The organism is Paenibacillus sp. FSL H7-0331 (assembly GCF_001956045.1).
The window spans coordinates 80308-100551 of the sequence record NZ_MRTH01000005.1 but is presented as its reverse complement, the minus strand read 5'-3'; the positions used below and the strand labels follow the sequence as shown (position 1 = coordinate 100551).

The following is a 20244-nucleotide window of genomic DNA, read 5'->3' as shown; positions in this document are numbered from 1 at the left end:
ATCTATCATACTACAATACCATGATCACACTCTACTTTCCTATACCAGACGTTCCACTTGGTAATGATTGCAAAAGATATGAATAACATTAAATAATTTCTAATCTGAACCGTACACTTTCCTAACAATTTACGTTTAAAATGATCCTATACACCAGCTGCCTATGTTAATATGTAGTCAGACAAATCATCTATGTATGAAGGGGACTTCTATTATGCAATGGTACAAAAACTTAAAACTTTCGTTGAAGCTTTCCTTGACACTCGGCTTTTCTCTTCTCATCGTTTTTGCTTGTTTAATCGCCTTGAATCTGAAGCAGCTGTATACCATCAGTCTGGACAAAGGCATGTTAAGCGCTCACCAGGCGGGACAAGACTTTTCCATCTCCCTGGAGGAGGAATTGGTCAGTATCAGCTCGGTTCTCAAGGGCTTATCCGTAGTCGCTCTGGATGCTAACACACAAAAGAAGCAATCCCGTGAGGACATCATCCGAATTTTAGGCAAGGAATTGGAAAAGCAGCCTTCCATTCTCGCTCTTTACACGCTGTGGGAGCCCAATGCTTTTGATGGTAATGATAAAGCTAATGTAAATAAAGCACCTTATGACGATACAACAGGTCGTTTCATCCCCTATATTGTTAGAAGCAACGATAAACAAGTGATAGAACCACTGAAGGACTACGAGAAGGAAGGCGCTGGGGATTATTATTTATTAGCAAAACGCAGCAAGCAGATCACTATTATCGAGCCTTACGCCTATCAGGTTGACGGCAAGCAGGTATTGATGACTTCTGTTATATATCCTATTCTCGATGCCAAAGGAGATTTTATTGGAATATTAGGTGCGGATATCGCATTGGATACGCTGCAAAAGCAGATCGAGAAAGAAAAACCATTAGGTGGCTACATCACCGTAATATCAGGCAAAGGCATGTATATTGCTCATGGTGGAAAGTCTGACTTGGTTGCCAAAAATTATGTAGATAATCCAGATAAGCAGCAAGTATGGGACCAACTACAGAACGGGAAAACCCAGACGTTTTCCAACAACGTAAACGGTGTAGCCTCCATTCGCGACTTTGATTCAATTACCGTTCAGGGCAGCAAGGACAAGTGGTACATAGAAACCGTTGTTCCTCTAACTGCCGTACTTCAGGCCTATTACGACAGCCTTTACATATCCATAGGGATTGCAGTCGCTTCCTTATTATTACTTGGGCTGCTCTTGGCCTTGATTGTATGGAAGGTCATTGTGAATCCACTGAACAGTGTGATCAGAATATTGAAAAACTTGGCAGAGGGCGATTTCACCCATACGGTTCCTGTCAACAGCAAAGACGAATTTGGCGTCATGGCTGAGCATTTTAATGTCATGATCCAGAAGCTTCGCCAACTCCTTCAGCTGGTCAGTGATTTATCCATGTCAGCTGGAGCTACTTCACAGGAACTGGCAGCCAGTGCTGAAGAGACGACACGCGCTACCGAAACGATTGTTGAAGCGATCCAGGAGGTAGCCATGGGCTCCGAGACGCAAGAGCAGCAGGCCTACGATTCTTCCAGAGCTATGGATGAAATGACCCAGGGCATGAATCGAATTGCCAATTCGACCGTCAACGTTGCGGAGGCAGCCAAAGGAATTATGGATCAAACGGAAAAAGGAAACCACAGCATTCATGAAGCGGTTCAGCAAATGGAAGTCATCCGTTCCTCTGTTGACCAATCCGAGGCCTCTATTATCCGTCTGAATGCCAAATCAGAAGAGATCGGTAGTATTATCGGAGTCATCACCAACATCAGCACACAAACCAATTTACTTGCACTGAATGCATCAATTGAGGCTGCACGTGTTGGCGAACAGGGAAAAGGTTTTGCCGTCGTTGCCGCCGAGGTCCGCAAGCTGGCCGAGCAGACCAAGCTCGCTGCGGAAAATGTAGCTCAACTCATTCATGATGTGACTCAGGAAACGAGCCTGGCTATGAGCGCCATGGGTCAAAGCACGCTTGAGGTCGTCAAAGGTGTAGCATCCGTGTCGGAAAGCGGACAGTTATTTGAAGCGATCACCAAGGAAATGAGCGGTGTCAATCAACAAATTGATGAGGTTTCGGCCGCGGTACAGCAAATATCTGCAAGCTCCGAGCAGGTGGCGTCATCAATCGATCGCTCTGCCCGAATTGCCAAGGACTCCTCGGCAAATTCGCAAAGCATCGCAGCCTCCTCTGAGGAGCAGCTGGCGTCAATGGAGGAAATCTCCTCGTCCTCCGAAGCGTTAAGCGCGATGGTACAAGAGCTCCTGGATCAATTATCCAAATTCAAAGTGTAGCCTTCGCTTTGCTCTATGCCTTCTCATATTCAGCTTCTTCATAAGCTGTTTGAATTGTATTTACAAGCCATTTCCTTCGAGGAAATGGCTTGTTTTTATTTCAATTGACAAATAAATACAAGCGTGATAAATTATTCATCAATTATTCCAATAAGAATACTATGTTTTAATTTATTATACATGACTTAGATAAGTACCGCACACGATCAGTTTTTTTATTATTTATAGGAGGTTGATTCCATGACACTGCTCAGTAAGAGCCTACACTTTATCCATTCTTTTAAAGCCTTGGAAAAAGCAGATTCAGTCCAGCCAAACCATCCTGTAGAACAATTTAAAAAGCTCTACCAAACTAGCGGCACCTTATCGGATTCTACAGATTCACTTCTTCATTTTGTAAAGAATACGATAGAAAATATGGAAACCGTCTCGTTGTCCATCCATGAAATTGTTAACGCTGCTGCACTTCAGTCCGAAGAAACCGAGAAAAGTCTGGTCCATTCCGAAGCGTTGGGTGAGGTTCTGAACACAGCCGTCCAACAGATCCAGCACGTGGAGACCGCTACGGTCCAATCGCTGCATGCAGCGGAAGCCGGCAAGTCCACGGTTGATTTACTGGCCCAGCAATCGATACATAATAAGGAAATCTCGAATAAATTACATACGACCATGAAAGATCTGGAGCATAAGACAGAAGCTATTTCCAAAGCGATGGAATCTATTTTTCAAGTCTCGCAAAGCATTCAAATGCTTTCTCTGAATGCTTCTATTGAAGCGGCCCACGCTGGCGAGCAAGGTAAAGGCTTTGCAGTGGTTGCCCAGGAGGTGAGAAAGCTGGCCGTCGAAAGTGCGGTCAACGGACGGACTATTACCGGATTGCTTCAGGGTATGCAGCAGCAAGTGAGAGCCTTCAGCGAAATTGTAGACGAGACACGTAAATCCTCGCAAAATGTCTCTCAAGCGGTTGTAGAAACGAAGCAGCAGTTCGATTCGATCCATCTGAATCTGTCTCATATCACGGAACACTCAGCCGAGGCCAGTCAGTTCCTGCATACGGCCAGCTATCGCAAGGATCTGCTGATCCAGCATCTGCACACCGTAACTTCGTTAGCCCAGCAATCGTTGTCATCCGCTTATGAAGTAGCACGTTTATCTGAAAAACAAGCCTCCTCCGTACTCACCGTTGCCGGATCAACGCAGGACTTACAAAGCATTTCTCAGGATCTCAGAGCGGGTGTCGTTGAAATCATTGGAGATGCCGCTTCGGAAACGAAACAAACCACACAACAAATCCGAATCGGATTTATACCCAATTTAACTCACGCTCCGGCTTTGCTGGCAATCCATCATCAGCTATTCGAACAACAATTTGACGGGCAATTCGAAACACGTGCTTTTTCGGCGGGGCCTGCGGTTGTCGACGCCTTATTAAACAATCAGATTGATATCGGGTATACAGGGCCAGGTCCGGTATTTGAGGCTTTTTCCAAAAAACAAAATATTCAAATCATATCCGGTGTCAATCAAGGAGGAGCCGCACTTCTTGTACGAGCAGACTCAAACCTTCAGCAGGCCGAACAGTTACGAGGAAAAACCATTGCGATTCCGCAATATGGCAATGGCCAGCATATACTGCTCCGGCAGCTGCTGGGACGCCACGGTTTAAAGGACGTCTTTCGTGGAGGCGATATTCGTATTATTCAAGCGAAGCCCTCCGCTCTCATTTCCATGTTTGCAAGCAATCAAGTCGATGCGGCTCTGGTACAGGAGCCATGGGTAACCCTTCTGGAAAATAAAGCGGCAGCACGCGTACTCGTCGATTGGCAGGAGCTGTATAATGGGGGGCAGTACCCGAATACAGTCATTGCCGTTAATCGCGATTTTGTTCACAATCACCCTCAAACCGTCTCCCGATTCCTGCAAGCACACAATGCGTCCATGCTGTCCATCAGCGAGAAGAGACCGGGCACCTATCACACGCTTTCCCAATCCCTTGAGCAGTTAACCGGACAATCACTATCCGTAGATGCAATTGAGCGCGCGCTACAACGAATAATCTGGAATTCCACAACCGATCTATCCACGCTGCGGGGCTTTGCCCAGCTTATTAAACAGGAAGGCTTTCTGAACAAGGACATAGACTTCGATCTCCTGCTGGTCAAATAATCCAGAGACGTTACATCTGAATCTCTACTATTCTTATGTACACAATATGTCACACCGAGTCAATACCGGGAAACGAATCAGCACAAATAATCGCAGCGATCTGATCCGATCAACGCTAGTGCTGATCTAATCGGTAGATACAGCCTGCGGCTCCCAATGAATAAGAGCAACATCATGCACGGCGCCGTTTTTACGTTGTATCGGAAACGATCGATATTGATGCCTGATCCCAAGCTCCGTTAATATATCAGAGATTGCAGCTGCACGCTCCCGCTCCGTTGCTGCCCCATCCAGCTCGACCTGCAGCGGCCCGGCAAAAGGTCTTCCGATCGTTTGCACGAGAAACACATGGCGTGTAGCCGTCTGATTCATCTGGATCAAACATGCCTTCATATCACGAATCCGGTAAACCGCATTTGCGCTGAACAGGATGTCTGCTTGAAGCGGAGGCGCTTCCTCCCACTTCAGCGCGATCGCTTTCGGCAGCGGATAGCTCATGCTTGCCCAGCTGAGACATAACTCCTTATACATGGCGGCTGATGGCTCAACCAATGTAATCGAGGCTACATAAGGAACCAATAGCTGAGTAAATCCGCCTGTACCCGGTCCAACCTCCAGCAGATGATCACTTGGCTTCAAGTCCGCTATTACTTGCTCCATAATAACCTGGGTGTAAGGCGCCAATGGATTGCGCTCGTCATACACAGATGCATGCTCCTGCCAATACTGCTCTTCCTCCTCATCGCTTGCGGTACGCGTGTTGGATAACACGGCTTGTTCCCAGGCCTTTATCCAGTAGGTAGATGGAGCAAGCTCATGTGGTTTATCGTTCATTCGAAATCGCTCCTTTATCTCATATCTCCAAAAGCTTGTACTAGTTGTCTTGTATAAGGATGCTGCGGCTGCTCCATGACTTCCTTACTACACGCCTGCTCTATAATTTCCCCCTGATGCATGATGGCCATATGCTGACAGACATGGGCAACGAGCTCCAGATCATGAGAAATGAACAAATACGCCATCTCGAATTGACTTTGCACCTGCTGCAGCACCTCCATTACTTGCGCTTGCACAGATACATCAAGCATCGAGGTTGGCTCATCCAATACAAGAAACCTCGGATTCAAAGTCAAGGCTCTGGCAATCACGACCCGTTGAATTTGTCCACCACTGATCTGATGCGGATAGCGAATCAGCATATCGCTGCCCAAGCCTACAAGCTCCAGCAGCTCTACAGCTTTATGCAGGGCTTCGTCCTTGCCCATCAAACGATGCAGCAGCAGCGGCTCGATCAAACTTTGCTGCATCGTTTGGCGAGGGTTGAGTGCAGAGTCAGGATGCTGAAATATAATTTGCATCTGCCTTCGCAGCGGAAGCATTTGCGTCATTGTATAATTCGTAATATCTTGATCTTCCATATATATATGGCCTTGATCGGCAGGCAGCAGCTTGATCATTAGCCGTGATAAGGTCGATTTACCGCAGCCGCTCTCCCCAACCAGGCCCAAAGTCTCTCCTTTGGCTATGGAAAAGGAAACGTCCTTTACGGCCTCCACCCTTCTTCGATGCAGCCAGCCGCTAGTGAACGTCTTGCACAAGCCCTCCACTCGGATCATGTAACCAACACCTCACCTTGCCCGATTGTAACGTGACCAGCTCAGGAATTCTGCTGCTGCAAGATGGAACACCTATCGAGCAGCGCGGATAAAATCTGCAGCCCGGCAGTACATCCGAAAGTCCGGGGCTCGACCCTGGAATCGGCACCATCCCATGAACAGGCATCGAACGCAGCAAGCCTTGCGTATACGGATGCTGCGGCTGATGAAACAGCTCCCGCGCAGCACCCATCTCGACCACTTGTCCGGCGTACATGACAGCAACTACATCACATAACGACTTGGCTACCTGCAGATCATGGGTAATGACGAGCATGCCCGCTCCCGTATGCTTGGCAGTCCTCCGCAATAGCTCAACCATCTGATAGCGTACCAAAGCGTCCAGTCCTTTGGTTGGCTCATCGGCAATCAGGAGCGACGGGCTTCCTGCTGCCCCCATTGCTGCCAGAATTCGCTGCTTCATACCGCCGCTCAGTTGAAAAGGATACTGCCGCAGCTTGTCCTCAGGATCTGGCAGCTGCAGCTCCTGCAGCAGACGCAGCGCATGCTCACGCTTGCTTGCCCGTGATCCACGACTCTTGATCGCTTCGATCATTTGTCGGCCTATTCGCATGACCGGGTTCAAGGAAGAAGCAGGATTTTGCGGGATGAAGGCAATTTCCGTTCCACGCAGCTTGCGCATATGCTCAGAATCCAAATCCAGCAAATTACGTCCCTTGTAATGAATCGCTCCCGCTATGGATGCATGATAAGGCAGCAGACCGGGAATCGAGAGCCCCAGTACCGATTTACCGCTGCCCGTTTCCCCGATCAGACCGAGAATTTGCCCCTGCTGCAGCTCCAGGGTAACATTATCCACTGCCCTGACTGTACCGGTCGCTGTCTGAAATCCGACGGATACCTGTTCAATCGATAAAAGCGTACTAATACGTCTCCCTCCTCCTTCTGCTACCCCCGAGCTCCTGTCGCCGCAAGTACCGCTCTCCTGTCCATCAGGAAACCCAGAATTTATCTTTTTCTGACTTAGTGTCGAAAACATCTCTTAATACATCACCCAAACAGTTAATCGCCAAAGAAACTAGCGCAATACAAAGTCCAGGCGCAACAATCAGATGAAAATAACTGCGGAAGTAGGGTCTCGCATCGTTCACCATAACTCCCCAGTCCGGAGATGGCGGCTGCAGCCCCAAGCCGAGGAAGCTTAAGGATGCAATAGACAGAATCACCCGCCCAATCCTCACGGTAAACAGTACAATAATGGGACCTATCATATTCGGTACTACATGCTTAAGCACAATGTAGCCATGCTTTCCACCCATCGCCCGAATGCCCTCGACATACGACTCCTCACGAATCTTCATCACTTCGCCACGCACGACCCGGGAAAAATCTGCCCAGGAGGTGACAACCAACGCAATAAACAAGCTGTTGACACCCGGCCCAAGCGTACCCGCAATCGCGATCATAAAGCTCAGTCCAGGCAAGCCCTGGAATATGCTAATACCGATCTGAATACAATCATCCAACCATCCGCCAAAATATCCCGCTATCGTCCCGATAATAAGCCCGATCAACATTGTGGCAATCGTCACTACAAGAGCCAGCACAATAGAAATTCGCCCGCCATACAAAATACGACTGAACACATCCCTGCCCAGTGTATCCGTACCAAGCCAATGACTGAAGGACAGCGGTGCAAGCCGCTCAGACATCTGGATCTGATTCGGGTCATACGGAGCAATCCACGGTGCAAGAATGCTCGCTGTCAGGATCGTGAATAGAATAAGAATCGCAGCGATACCAAGTGGAGACAGCGTGCTGCCAATGGCAGATAACCGACTTCTCATCACGGAGAAGCTGGATGCAGCTGAAGCATGACTTTGGGATGTTGCGCTGTCAGGTTTTAAGGTCACTTCAGCTTTCCTCCCAGCCTCATCTGCGGATGAATAATCAAATATGAAAAATCCGTAAGCAAATTAAATACGACATAGACAAACCCGGTGAACACGACATACCCTTGAATGACCGGGTAATCCCTGCGCAGAATCCCCTCAATCGCAAATCTGCCGATTCCAGGCAAAGCGAAGATGACCTCCACAATGACAGAACCGCCCATGATCGCACCAAAATACGTACCGATTACGGTAACTAACGGGATTAATGCATTGCGAAGCGCATGCCAGGTGACGATATTTCCTTCACGCAGCCCTTTGGCCCTTGCCGTCAAAATATAGTTGTGGTTCATCGTTTCCAGTAAGGTAGACCGTGTTAACCGCATCAATACGGCGCTCGTTCCTGAAGCAAGCACAATCGCCGGCATGACCAGATGCTTCCATGTACCGTATCCGCTGGTCGGCAGCAGATGGAGCTTTTCCGAAAATAACGTAATCAGCAGGATGGCCATCCAAAAGCCGGGAATCGATACCAGCAGCATAGCAGCGGCACGTCCAGCATGGTCGATCCAGCCATTTTTCTTTAAGGCCATCAGCATGCCTGCCGGAATCCCTGTACCGACCGCTAACACAACAGCAAGCAGAGCTACAGAGAGTGTGACGGGCAGACGGCGAATAATTTCACCGCTTACCGAATCCTTCGTCATGTAGGAGGTGCCCAGATCGCCTTGTACAGCTCTGTTAAGCCACCGTCCATATTGAACGGGGATTGGGTCATTCAACCCAAGCTCCTCCCGCTTCACTGCAACCTCCTGCTCGGTAGGCTCTTTAATTCCGCTTAAGCTCAGCGCCTCTACAGCAGGATCGCCGGGAGAGACCAGGTTCAGCATGAAAGCAATCAGCGATATACCGATCAGCACAGGAATAGCGGCCGTTATTCGGCGGAACACATACAGCATGCTACTTAGCCCATTCCAATTGCGGCAGCGTAGTGCCATAAATCGTCGCTTGATAGCCTTTAATCTTCTTGTTGTAAGCAATCAGGCTGGCATCATTGAACAGCGGAATTGTCGGTAGATCCTGTACAGCCAAAGCTTGCAGCTCATTATAAATCTTGGCTCTCTCATCCATGCCAAGCGCGTCCTTAGCCTCTTTAAGCAATTGATCTACACGGTCATTTTTGTAACCGAGACTATAGCTCTTGTTGCTTGAACCTGTGCTGCCCAAATAATTGGTGAACAGTGTGAACGGATCACCGTTCGGAAGTCCTTGCGTGGCCAAAGCCAGATTATATTCGCCCTTGCTCTGTGCTTCCTTGAATGCAGCGCCATCCAGAATACGGATGTCCACATCAAGAGAAAGCTCCTTGAATACCGCCTGGAGCAGCTCGGCCTGCGCCTTGTAAGGGTAACGGTCCAGCCCATAAGTCGGTACGATCAAATCGACCTTTTCACGTTTGCCGCCAAGCGCTTCAGCAGCTAATTTCTTGGCCTCCGCCAAATTATAGTCCACTTTAAAATCCTTATAGAAAGGAGACGTTACATTTAGGAAATTAACCGTAGCGGTAGGGTAGCCCAAATAAAGCTCCTTCACCAACTGTTGGCGATCGATCGCCAGCGAAATCGCTTGCCGCAGCTTTGGATTGTCAAAAGGCGGCTTTTTGCCGTTCGGGTGCAGGTAGTGGGAAATCGTCGATTTCGCTACTGAAACCTCAAACTGCTTGTCCTTCAACAGCTCCTTGGCCAAGGCAGGAGGAATTGCACCCAAATCCATAACACCCATAATTTCACCTGACTTCAGAGCCGACAGTCTTGTATCCGGGTCGGGAATGACGCGAACGCGAATCGTCTTCGTTTTGGCTTTATCGCCATAATATCCATCATAGGCTTCCAGCAGCGCATATTGATCCTTCTCGTGCTTGATCAGCTTGAAAGGTCCTGTCCCTTGCGGCAATCCGTTAAAATCACCTTTATCGGTAAAGTTTTTGGGACTGTAGATCGGACTGGAGAAGTTAACCATTGAATACAGCAAAGTTGGCTGCGGCGTCTCGAAGCTCAGCTTGAACGACATGTCATCAACCTTGGTTACCTCTTTTAAACCGGGGTACGAGCTTTTAATGTCCAATGTGTAAAAGGGTGAGCTTTTGGGACTGGCAAGCTTATAACGGTTAAAATTGGCGATAACTGCATCGGCATTCAGCTTTTCTCCATCATGAAAAGTTACATCAGGGCGAAGCTGGAACGTCCATTCTTTGCCGTCCTCCGACATTTTCCAGGAAGCAGCGAGCTTAGGCGCAGGCTTACCGTCTTCGCCTGCTGTAATCAGCGGTTCCCATACATAGAGAATGGTGCTCGTGTAATAAGCATCCTGTGGACCCGGAGCCAGGTCGCGTGGAGCCGCCAATACGACCTCAGTTGGCTGTACTTGGCTGGGTGCTGCTGGTGGCTTTTCCGCCATTTGCGGGCTTGGACTGCTGCAACCCCATAAAGCGATTGCCATACCGGCGCTTAACAGTCCTATCTTTGCATATTGTCGTGTTTGCTGGTACAACTTGCTTATCATGTTTCTTAAACCTTCTCTCATTTAGTAGTTACCTATTTTCATTACATACAGATGCAGATACAAAAAAGACATCGTTCACCTCTGCCGTACAAAGGTAAAAGATGCCCGTGATCGTATAGGCTATTGCTAACGATGGCTGTCTTTAACACCTTCCTATCTTCCGTAGGTTAAGCAGTGTCTGTCGAATAGGCAGGTCTCCTGGCTCCAGATTCATAGTCGACAAGCACCTTCCCGATCTTGCGATCAGTGGCATTTACGCTTTGACTCCTCTGTTACAGTGGCGGGACCGCATCGGTTTTTCACCGAACTTCCCTTTTAAGCTCTGAGCGAGATTACGATACAGAGCACCTATTCACATAATATGTAATTGTTACTATTAAGAATATACACTACTATTCTCTATTAATCAATGGAAGGTGTACAAGTATTTAAGAAACAGCAAATAGGCCAGCTATATACGAAGCCGACCTGACCCTTACCATAATCATGTGGGATCGGAGCTGCTGCCTGCTGGCTCCCCGGTTGTTGACAAAAGCTTGTATTGCTGAGGCGTAATCCCCTCCCTTTTCTTAAATTTACGGATAAAATAAGTCTGATCAGCGTAACCAACCTTCTCTGTCACCTCTTTAACCGTCCAGGTGTTGGTTTGCAATAGCTCCTTCGCCTTTTCCATTCGAAGCTCGTCTACATACTCACTGATGCCAATCCCCATCTGGTTCTTGAAGTAACGGGACAAATAGGAGGGCGACAGCGAGAACTGCTCTGCGATTTTACTCAGACTGAGCGTACCGTCCATGTAATTATCATGAATGTACGTAGACAGCTTGTCGCGCAGCTCAAAGTTTTTGCTTTCCTTTTTCATAGAAATGTCATCGGCCAGCCGACCGCAAAACCTCACAAAGGCTCGCTCAAACTCATCCAACGTCTCAAATTCAAAGGCACGCAGTGCAACCTTTTCCCTCTCTCCTTCGTGATTAAGCGGCAGGTTGATCTCCTCCAGCTGCTTGACTACCCCATCGAATAAGCGAAAACAGATGCTTTGCACAAAAGAAACCGCAAGATCATACCTGCGAATTTCAATCATCTCGTCATGAATGGCACGGATGGCCCCTTCTTTACTCCCCTGCTTTAGTGCTTTAACAAGCTGTTCCTCAAATTCATGCATAGGCTGAGACAACGAAGTTGGGGAAGGAAGGTCCTGGTATTGAATCACACAATTGTGTCCCTTCATAAACCGGTATTGGGCCGATTCATACGATTGCCTGAAATATTTAGGAATAGCAAGCGCATCCTCAAAAATATCACTGACCCCTACCGTCACCGTAAAAGGAAAGCTCTGCTCGAAAAATTGTCTCGTTTTCTCGGCTACCTCCGTTATCATGTGCAAGGGATCAACCATCGGCTCCATTCCGACCAGCACCACGACACCGTTATTTTCTGTCATATCGATTCCATATCCGTATCCGGCTTCCAGCGAAATCTCTTCCGCTACATTAATAATGCTGTATTTGAGCAGATTTTGAATAATAGTCGTATTCGTTTCCTCGAACCGCCGATAATCATCAATGATGAACAACAGCACGGCAAAATGATCATCTCCCAGCTTCATACCCGCTGTATCCAACAGCTCTGCGATATCTGCCTTCGACTTCACGTTGCCCTTCAACAGATCGGAGAGCAGCTTCTCCTTAATCATCGCCGACTTCGTCCGCAGCCGTGAACGCAGACCGCTGTTTTCAATGCTCATATCCTCTATCGTTCTGGAAATCCAGCCCAGCTCGTCTTTGCCTTGGTAAGAATCACTTGTACCTTTATTACGGAGAGATTCCAGCAGCCGTTTGATCGGCTTATAGTTATGTGTAGCCAGCATGTAGGATAGCACAATACCGAGCAGCAAGGTCGTAAGAATGGTCACATAGAAAATCATTTGTGTATGGCGTACCCGATTGAGAAATTGTTCCGTCGGCATCACGACATAATACGACCACGGGACAACGCTGGAATCGAGTCGGACCGAGGAATAGCTCCCCTCCGATAAACGAACAGTCTGAACCGAAGCAGAAGGCTGATCGGGAAGGTGGGCCAGAAGCTGTGCCGAATCGAGACTCCCAACGGCTTCACTGGAAACGGATACGATAGGCTGACCCTGCTTATCAATCACAACCGCCATGCCCTCGAATTGCTTCAGTGCACCTCCGACTGTTTTTTTGATCTCCGCACCATTAATCACATAAATAATAACCTCATACGGCTTCGTGCCGTTATTGGGAACAGGATACAAATAGAGTGTTGCATCCGTATTGTTGGTACCGTTGATAACAATCGTTTGTACGGGCATGATGAGCGGACCTTTTAAGTCCGAGACCAGTCTTTCAAATGCACTTTGGTTCATACCTTGAAATGGATAAATCTGCTCTAGGAAGGTATCGAGATCATACACACCGCTGGCAGCATACACTTTGTTCGCTTGTGCCTGCGCATAATACACGCCGATATCGAGCAGGAATGAGCTGGTAGAGCCGTACGATCTCAGCTCCTGATTGGCCTGAGCCGCTTCAAAGCCCCCTTGGGTTATCATATAGGGCAGCAGCTTCGTGTTGCGGGATATCTGCACGGACATCCGCTGCAGCTCCACGAGCCGTTGATCGATCTGATCGCGAATTTGCTGCAGGGAAGCCACATTCGATTGCTCGACAACTCCCTGCAGCGTATGGAAAAAGCTCGTATTCATATACCCGCCAATACCCACCAGCAGAAGCACGACCAGAAGCATATAGGAGAAAAAATAGGTTTTCATCCGTGAATACAGACGTGGGGAGATAACGGATTTTTTCGTGTCTGCCATAGTCGCGCTCCTCTCGGGGGAATCCTTCTGACTGAAACCTAACCTTGCAATCGGTTTATTGTGCCTGACTGATTTATTCTTATTGTTACCCTATTATGCTTTATTAACGATTGCCTGTAATACGGAGTGCGGTGTCACGCATGCGCCTTGAACAATGTCCTCTTCCGTAAAAGCAGCCATCAAAATCTCTTTGGCCTCTTTGCGTTCCCGATCGTAAATGATATAAATGCGGCCATCCTCGGCCTGAACGCCATCTGGATAAGATACGTGCGGACGTTCATCCAGCAGCAGATTCCCTGTCCAGGTCAGTCCGTCGTCCTCAGATAACATCGCCGTCAAGTGGCTTCTGCCCTTGAAGCCATAATGGTTCACCAGCAGCAGCCGTCCTGAGAGCAGCCTACGGATAAAAAATCGCGAGTCGGGCCCGCCAAGCGTTGTCGGTTTCCCGGGAGACCACGTCCTGCCACCGTCAACAGATACACTCTCACCAATCCCGTAAAAGGTGCGTACCAGCATCCACAAGCTGCCGTCCCTGCGCTCGACGACCATGTGCTCGTCGAAGTGGCGATTGGGAATGTCGGCTGAGCCCCATTTGTGAAAGGTTTCTCCTTGATCGTCTGAGCGGTATACATTCGAATACCGTTCCTCCGGCAGATCGTTCATGTCCGATTCGTTGCACGCCCATACTGCAATCGGCAATAGCCAATCACCGCTGCTTAGTACAGTAGGCTTGTTCATCATAATCCCGTCCGCAATGCGGCGCGGCTCGGACCAGACCGGATCAGCCTGGGTGGAGTCACTGCAGATGGAAGCCCAGACGCCGCAGCGTCCGTCGAACCAGCCGAAGCTCTGCGCCCAGAACAGCCACAAGCGTCCGGACGGATCCTGCCACAGGCAGGGATCATAGGCTCTCGCCTGTCCTGGAGGATCAATCACAGATTTCAGATCCGACCAGGTTTGACCTCCGTCCATGCTGGTGACAAGCGTTACATAATTATCAGGTCCCTCATCCTCGCCGCCGCTATAAAAGGTAGCCCATAGCCGTCCATTCGGAGCCATTTCGATTCCCGGAATGCCCTGCCATGCCCTGTTTTGATAAGCTTCATCCCTACTCGACACCGCTTTAACCGGTGAAGAAATCAAGGATACGTCCTTGTCTATCATTGGGTTATCAATCGCTTTGTTATCTATCATTGTATACGATATCCTCCTTCAAGGTATAGATGATGGAAACTAATCAAAATTTTATCGGCTCTTGTATCGATCATAAGCCGCTTTGTTGATTTTCATGTACTCATCCAGCCCCATCTTCTTGATGGTCGTTACGTATTCATCCCACTTTGTAAAAGGAGCCTTGCCCGTAATGAATTGGGTCTGCATTTCAAAAATATAAGTATGGATATCGTTGCCGAGAGCAATCATCCGCTCGTTCTCTTCTTTTGTGTACAGGAATGCCGGCCATATTTCCTTGGGAGCAAATGGTTGTAGATTTTTGGCCGCCTGTATAACCTCGGGTAGTCCTTCTCCTGTATCCCAAGCGAACCTTTCCTCACGTACAATCGGGTGAGTCGTGAAAGGAGCAACCAGATCGCGGGAAATCCCCTGATCCAGCGTGAGACCATTCGGATTATTAACAATATCCTGAACGAAGCGGTATTTGCCGTCCTTCATCTCATACGTTTTACCCTCTACACCCATCCAGTACAAGACAGCGCCTTCACCATCAATGAAATAATCGGCCCAACGCATGGTTGCTTCCGGGTTTTTATCTTTCTTGGTAATGACAAAAGCACCCTGATTTTGAAGAACCGATGTCATTCCCGACCACAGCTGATCCCCATAAGGCCCCTTTAACGCTTGTGGCAGACCCGCATAATCCGTCCGTTTTTGACCTGCAGGTACCGTATTAATCGATGGAAAGCCACCGATGATCCCTTTATTGATTTTGGCGGTCAGGATTGGAACGGTATTCGTGAAAATCTCCGAATCCAGCAAGCCCTCCGCATACAGCTTGCGCACATACTCCAATACTTCCTTATAGTTCGGGTCCGTCGGGAAAAAGCGCAGCTCATTGGTTTTTTCGTTGTAATCCAGGTAAGTATTGGATGACCCGCGGTTTTGCAGCCCCCATGCTCCTGTCAACGTACGGATAATTCCACCGATATCCGTACCGCCGAGCGGAACCCGCGCCGCATCCTTTGCTTTGAATGCTTTGAGCACCTGGTACAGCTCATCCGGGGTCCCAGGCATTTTCAAAGAGCCTTCATCCAGCCACTTCTGATTCAAAAACAGCTTGTTGTTGAGTCTGTGTGTGGGATTAGTCGACATTTTGGGCAGCGCATAAATTTTGCCGTCAGGTGAAGTAATTCCCTTCAGCACCTCGGGGTACTGCTGCGTTATTTTTTTGAAATTGGGCGCATACTTGTCGATCAGATCATTCAACGGCAGGAAGACACCCTGTTGTCCATACGAAATCATATCCTGTGACGTGATGCCGCCCCCGTAAAAGGCGTCGGGTATTTCACCGCTCGCGAGCAGCAAATTCTTTTTCTCCTCCAGATTAGCCTGCGGCACCAACGTCCATTCGATATGAATCCCGGTCCGTTTCTCGGCTTCCTTCCACAACAGCTTATCCTTCCATTCTCCGTGCAGCGGAGACTGTCCAGCCAGCATATTCAAGGTCAATGGCGCTTTGACAATCGGCAGCCCTGACGTGTTCAGCGTACTGTCCCCCTCCTTAACCGGAGCTTTTGCAGCAGGCTGAGTATCCTGCCCATTCGTGCAGGCGGCCAGTAGAACCAGACTTGCACAAAGCACCGTACCCAGCGAAGTGAACCTTCTTTTTGTTGGTTTCATTCTAACCCATCCTCTCTGATTTCCACCGTTAGCCTTTAATAGCGCCGATCATAACACCTTTTACAAAATAACGCTGCAAGAACGGATACAGCAGCAGCACCGGCAAGCTGGAGACGACAATGACCGCATATTTAATCCCTTCGACAAGTAAAATTTGATCCGTCGAGGTTTCTGAAGCGCTGACCATGTCACCCATCTGATTTTGCAGCAGAATTTGCCGAATAATCAGCTGCAGTGGATATTTATGAACATCGGATACATACATAAGCGCATTAAAAAATGCATTCCAGTGACTGACTCCATAAAATAACACCATGACCGCGATCACCGGTAACGACAGCGGCAGTATGATACTGAACAACGTCCGTGTGTTCGAGCAGCCGTCGATTTGCGCCGATTCCTGCAGCTCTATCGGAATGTTTTGAAAAAAAGTTCGCATAATGACAATGTTCCACATCGATACCGCATTTGGCAATATGACGGCCCAAAATGAATTGATAAGGCCCAGATCCTTTACCAGTAAATAGGTCGGTATGATCCCTCCGCTGAAAAACATCGTGAAGGCAAACAGCAGCGTCAGTGTGTAACCACCGGCAAAATCCTTGCGGGACAACGGATAAGCCGCGCATATCGTCAATACAATATTTAACGTAGTACCTACTGCCGTATACATAAACGTATTTAAATACCCCTCCATAATGCCGCGGTCCTGAAACACACGGATATAGGACTGCACGTTCCATCCCTGGGGCAGCAGCCAGACTCTACCTTCGATCACAGCCGCCGGGCTGCTGAATGAAGCACCGACCACGAACAACAGGGGGTACAGGACGATGCAGGTTACGGCGCTCAGAACGATCAAATTGACGATATCGAACAGCGTGTCGCCTTTGGTTTGGGCCAGCTTGGCCATAATAGCTTCCCCTCCCTTCTCACCACAGGCTCGTCTGGGTCAGTTTTTTGGATATCCGGTTGACGCCAAACAGCAGAATCAGATTAATGACTGAATTAAACAAACCGACGGCAGCCGAAAAGCTGTACTGCGCCCCGAGCACGCCCGAACGGTATACATACGTGGAGATCACATCGGATGCGCTGATGTTAGCATTATTTTGCATTAAAAATACTTTTTCAAAGCCTACCGCCATAATTTGTCCGCACTGCAAAATGAACAGGATTGCCATCGTCGGCAGCAGAGCGGGGATATTGATATGCCAGATACGCTGCAGCTTGCTAGCTCCGTCCAGCATAGCCGACTCGTGCTGCTGCGGGTCGATACCGGCTAAGGCAGCTATAAAGATGATCGAATTCCAGCCAGTATTTTGCCATACCCCGGAAAATACATACAAGCTTTTAAACCATCCGGCCTCCGCCAGAAAATCAATCGGTGTTCCCCCCGACCAGGCAATCACCTGATTGACAAGGCCGCTCTTCGGTGCGAGAAAGATCGACAGCATCCCGACCAGCACCACCGTCGAAATAAAATGGGGAGCATAGGTGACGAGCTGGACGGTTTTCTTAAATGCCGCCAGCCGCAGCTCATTCATCAAGAGCGCCAGCAGGACAGACAGCGGGAAGCTGATCAGCAGGTAATAAACGCTCAGTAAAAGCGTATTCAACAGCAGCCTTTCGAAATAATAGCCCTGGAAAAAGCGTTCGAAATGCTTCAGTCCTACCCATGGGCTGCCCCAGATTCCGTTGACTGCGATAAAATCCTTAAAAGCGATCTGTACCCCATACATCGGCAAATATTCAAATACTGCATAATAAATCACTACCGGTAAAATCAGCAGGTATAAGTCCCAGTTCCGTTTGATGATTTTAATGGATGGCTTATTGCCTGTTGCCGCCATGGTCCTCCCCCTCTCTTCATCCATTCATCTATTCGTTTGTTCGCGGCTATTGGACGAGTCTCATCAACATGAGTTTCGTTTCATAGTCAGCCTCTTACCTCCTTTCACCTCTCCTGGCTTTAAGCTTAAGGCGTATCCGCGTGTGCTGTATATCGGACTCTGTTGACCTGGGCAGGGTGATTTTTTACAATGATGCCGCCAAGGAGCTGATTGTGCTGCAGATTTTCTTGTCATACATCGGATTTTACTTACATGACCCTTCTGCTCCCATTTTCAAAACAAGGTTTGTCCACAAATCGTTGCTTTTTGATGTGATTCAAATCACAAGTCTGCACTTTCGCAGTATGTATACTTAGCCCATAACCATCACTCACAAGGAGGACATCCGATATGTTAAGTCAACAAACGATTACTATTATCAAATCTACCGTACCGGTTCTGGAAGTATATGGAGCCGAAATTACAACAACCTTTTACAAGTCGCTGTTCAACGCGCATCCTGAGCTCCTGAATATGTTTAATCATGCTAATCAACAACAAGGCAAGCAGCAGGCCGCTTTGGCGAATGCTGTCTATGCCGCGGCGCTTCATATCGATCGGTTGGAAGCAATCCTGCCCGTCGTCAGGCAAATTGCCCAGAAGCACCGCAGTCTCGGAGTTCAGCCCGAGCATTATCCTATTGTCGGCCAGCATTTGCTGGGTGCTATCAAAACCGTGTTGGGTGATGCGGCAACTGACGAGATTATTGAAGCCTGGAATGAAGCCTATGGGGTGATAGCCAATGCATTCATAGGGATTGAAAGGGATTTGGAGGTACAAGCGGCGGAGCAGTCAGGAGGCTGGAGCGATTTCAGAGCTTTTCGTGTAGAGCGTAAAGTGCGGGAGAGTGAGGTCATTACTTCGTTTTATTTGATGCCGGTGAATGGTCAGCCTATAGCTGATTTTGTGCCTGGACAGTATGTCAGTGTAAAAATCACTATTCCTGGCGAACCGTATACGCATATACGCCAATACAGTCTTTCGGATGCGCCAGGCAAACCTTATTATCGGATTTCGGTCAAAAGGGAGGAAGCACTTGAGAAACGTCCAGCGGGGAAAATCTCCAACCACCTGCACAAACATATTGAGGAAGGCAGTGTGCTGTGGCTGTCCGCACCGGCGGGTGATTTTATCCTGGAATCGGGAGACACCAAGCCAATCGTACTCATCAGTGGCGGCGTAGGGTTGACCCCTATGGTCAGCATGCTGAACACACTGGCTGAAACGGAGCCCGATCGGCAGGTAACGTTTATTCATGCCGCGCACAATGAACAGGTGCATGCCATGCGTGAGCATGTGGAGAAGCTTGTCAGCGATCACACCCAGCTATCAGCCTACTGGTGCTATGCCGCGCCGCTAGGTGACACTGCTACCTATCATAAAACAGGTTACCTGGATTTGCCTTGGCTTAAGAGCGTAATCCCGTCGAAGGAAGCCAGCTTCTACTTCTGCGGTCCCACACCTTTTATGAGAGCAATCAACGGAATGCTCAAGGAGTGGGATGTACCCGATACTGCTATTCATTATGAGTTTTTTGGCCCTGCCGATACTTTGTGAGCTCTCAGCAGACGATTCACGGTTTCGCGGCGGATGCCGAGAAACTGACCGATTTCGTCCTGGGTCAGCACATCCGTGATGGCATCCGAACCAATATACAGTTGAAACCAACGCTGCAGCTTGCTGAGCTTCTCGGCAGGTGCAGCCTCGGTAAGCTGGTCGATACGCTGCTGCATCATTCGCAATTTATTTTGCAGCTGAATGGCTATATGACGAAATTGCTCCGGATTGCGCTCTAACTCCCGGTACCAGTCCGCTGCTGGCAGTACATCAACCTCACAGGAGGACAGAGCGACCGCCGTTCCATGATAAGGATTAGGACTGATCAGGGAATGATGCGGAATCATTTCATCGGGTACGATAATATTAAGCAGAATCGAATTCCCGTCCTCATGAACACGAACGATTTTCAATATCCCGCTTTTCAGATGATACAGCGGACCAGACTCGCCTTGACGAAATAAGGTCTCGCCTTTATGGATAATCATAACAGCCTCCTGAATCCAAAATTGCCATTTTCCTTCATACAATATAATGT

15 protein-coding genes and 1 riboswitch are annotated in these 20244 nt (G+C 48.6%); of the genes, 3 read left to right on the top strand and 12 right to left on the bottom strand.

The window, feature by feature from the left end; genetic code table 11:
* Positions 1 to 214 precede the first annotated feature (214 nt).
* Both BK127_RS09160 and BK127_RS09155 read left to right on the top strand, forming a co-directional pair.
* Positions 215 to 2320: a methyl-accepting chemotaxis protein gene (locus tag BK127_RS09160; RefSeq protein WP_076229734.1), complete on the top strand. Its 2106-nt coding sequence runs from the start codon at positions 215 to 217 to the stop codon at positions 2318 to 2320.
* A gap of 240 nt (positions 2321 to 2560) precedes the next feature.
* Positions 2561 to 4486, top strand: a complete 1926-nt coding sequence (locus tag BK127_RS09155; protein WP_076229733.1) for an aliphatic sulfonate ABC transporter substrate-binding protein — start codon at positions 2561 to 2563, stop codon at positions 4484 to 4486.
* A 126-nt stretch (positions 4487 to 4612) separates the two neighbouring features.
* Here the strand turns inward: BK127_RS09155 and BK127_RS09150 are convergent, their stop codons facing one another.
* The 11 genes from BK127_RS09150 to BK127_RS09100 all read right to left on the bottom strand — a co-directional run bounded on the left by BK127_RS09150 (position 4613) and on the right by BK127_RS09100 (position 18110).
* Entirely contained in the window at positions 4613 to 5320 is a 708-nt protein-coding gene (locus tag BK127_RS09150; RefSeq protein WP_076229732.1) for a class I SAM-dependent methyltransferase, read from the bottom strand.
* Positions 5321 to 5334: 14 nt separating this feature from the next.
* A complete protein-coding gene (locus BK127_RS09145) occupies positions 5335 to 6102 on the bottom strand; it encodes an ABC transporter ATP-binding protein (protein WP_076229731.1) in 768 nt (255 codons plus the stop codon).
* Positions 6065 to 7141 (bottom strand): ABC transporter ATP-binding protein, encoded by a 1077-nt coding sequence (locus BK127_RS09140; protein WP_218639006.1) that lies wholly within the window; start codon positions 7139 to 7141, stop codon positions 6065 to 6067. The genes BK127_RS09145 and BK127_RS09140 overlap by 38 nt, the downstream gene beginning before the upstream one ends.
* Complete coding sequence (locus BK127_RS09135) at positions 7095 to 8015, bottom strand: ABC transporter permease (protein WP_256711235.1); 921 nt, start codon at positions 8013 to 8015, stop codon at positions 7095 to 7097. The genes BK127_RS09140 and BK127_RS09135 overlap by 47 nt, the downstream gene beginning before the upstream one ends.
* A complete protein-coding gene (nikB, locus tag BK127_RS09130) occupies positions 8012 to 8992 on the bottom strand; it encodes a nickel ABC transporter permease (RefSeq protein ID WP_076229730.1) in 981 nt (326 codons plus the stop codon). The genes BK127_RS09135 and nikB overlap by 4 nt, the downstream gene beginning before the upstream one ends.
* Positions 8955 to 10556 (bottom strand): ABC transporter substrate-binding protein, encoded by a 1602-nt coding sequence (locus BK127_RS09125; RefSeq protein ID WP_076229729.1) that lies wholly within the window; start codon positions 10554 to 10556, stop codon positions 8955 to 8957. Before BK127_RS09125 ends, nikB begins: the two co-directional genes overlap by 38 nt.
* 171 nt (positions 10557 to 10727) lie before the next feature.
* A riboswitch (cobalamin riboswitch) is annotated at positions 10728 to 10923 on the bottom strand.
* A gap of 117 nt (positions 10924 to 11040) precedes the next feature.
* Positions 11041 to 13401, bottom strand: a complete 2361-nt coding sequence (locus BK127_RS09120; protein WP_076229728.1) for a helix-turn-helix domain-containing protein — start codon at positions 13399 to 13401, stop codon at positions 11041 to 11043.
* Positions 13402 to 13494: 93 nt separating this feature from the next.
* Complete coding sequence (locus tag BK127_RS09115) at positions 13495 to 14595, bottom strand: sialidase family protein (protein ID WP_218639005.1); 1101 nt, start codon at positions 14593 to 14595, stop codon at positions 13495 to 13497.
* A gap of 51 nt (positions 14596 to 14646) precedes the next feature.
* Entirely contained in the window at positions 14647 to 16257 is a 1611-nt protein-coding gene (locus tag BK127_RS09110) for an extracellular solute-binding protein (protein ID WP_076229727.1), read from the bottom strand.
* A 28-nt stretch (positions 16258 to 16285) separates the two neighbouring features.
* Entirely contained in the window at positions 16286 to 17170 is an 885-nt protein-coding gene (locus tag BK127_RS09105) for a carbohydrate ABC transporter permease (RefSeq protein WP_076229726.1), read from the bottom strand.
* A gap of 19 nt (positions 17171 to 17189) precedes the next feature.
* Positions 17190 to 18110: an ABC transporter permease gene (locus BK127_RS09100; protein WP_256711234.1), complete on the bottom strand. Its 921-nt coding sequence runs from the start codon at positions 18108 to 18110 to the stop codon at positions 17190 to 17192.
* Between the two features lie 390 nt (positions 18111 to 18500).
* Here BK127_RS09100 and hmpA point away from each other — a divergent pair, with 390 nt between their 5' ends.
* A complete protein-coding gene (hmpA, locus tag BK127_RS09090; protein WP_076229723.1) occupies positions 18501 to 19706 on the top strand; it encodes an NO-inducible flavohemoprotein in 1206 nt (401 codons plus the stop codon).
* Here the strand turns inward: hmpA and BK127_RS09085 are convergent.
* On the bottom strand, positions 19673 to 20194 hold the full coding sequence (locus BK127_RS09085) for a Crp/Fnr family transcriptional regulator (RefSeq protein WP_076229722.1): 522 nt from the start codon (positions 20192 to 20194) through the stop codon (positions 19673 to 19675). The two genes, hmpA and BK127_RS09085, sit on opposite strands and share 34 nt — an antisense overlap.
* Positions 20195 to 20244: the final 50 nt, after the last annotated feature.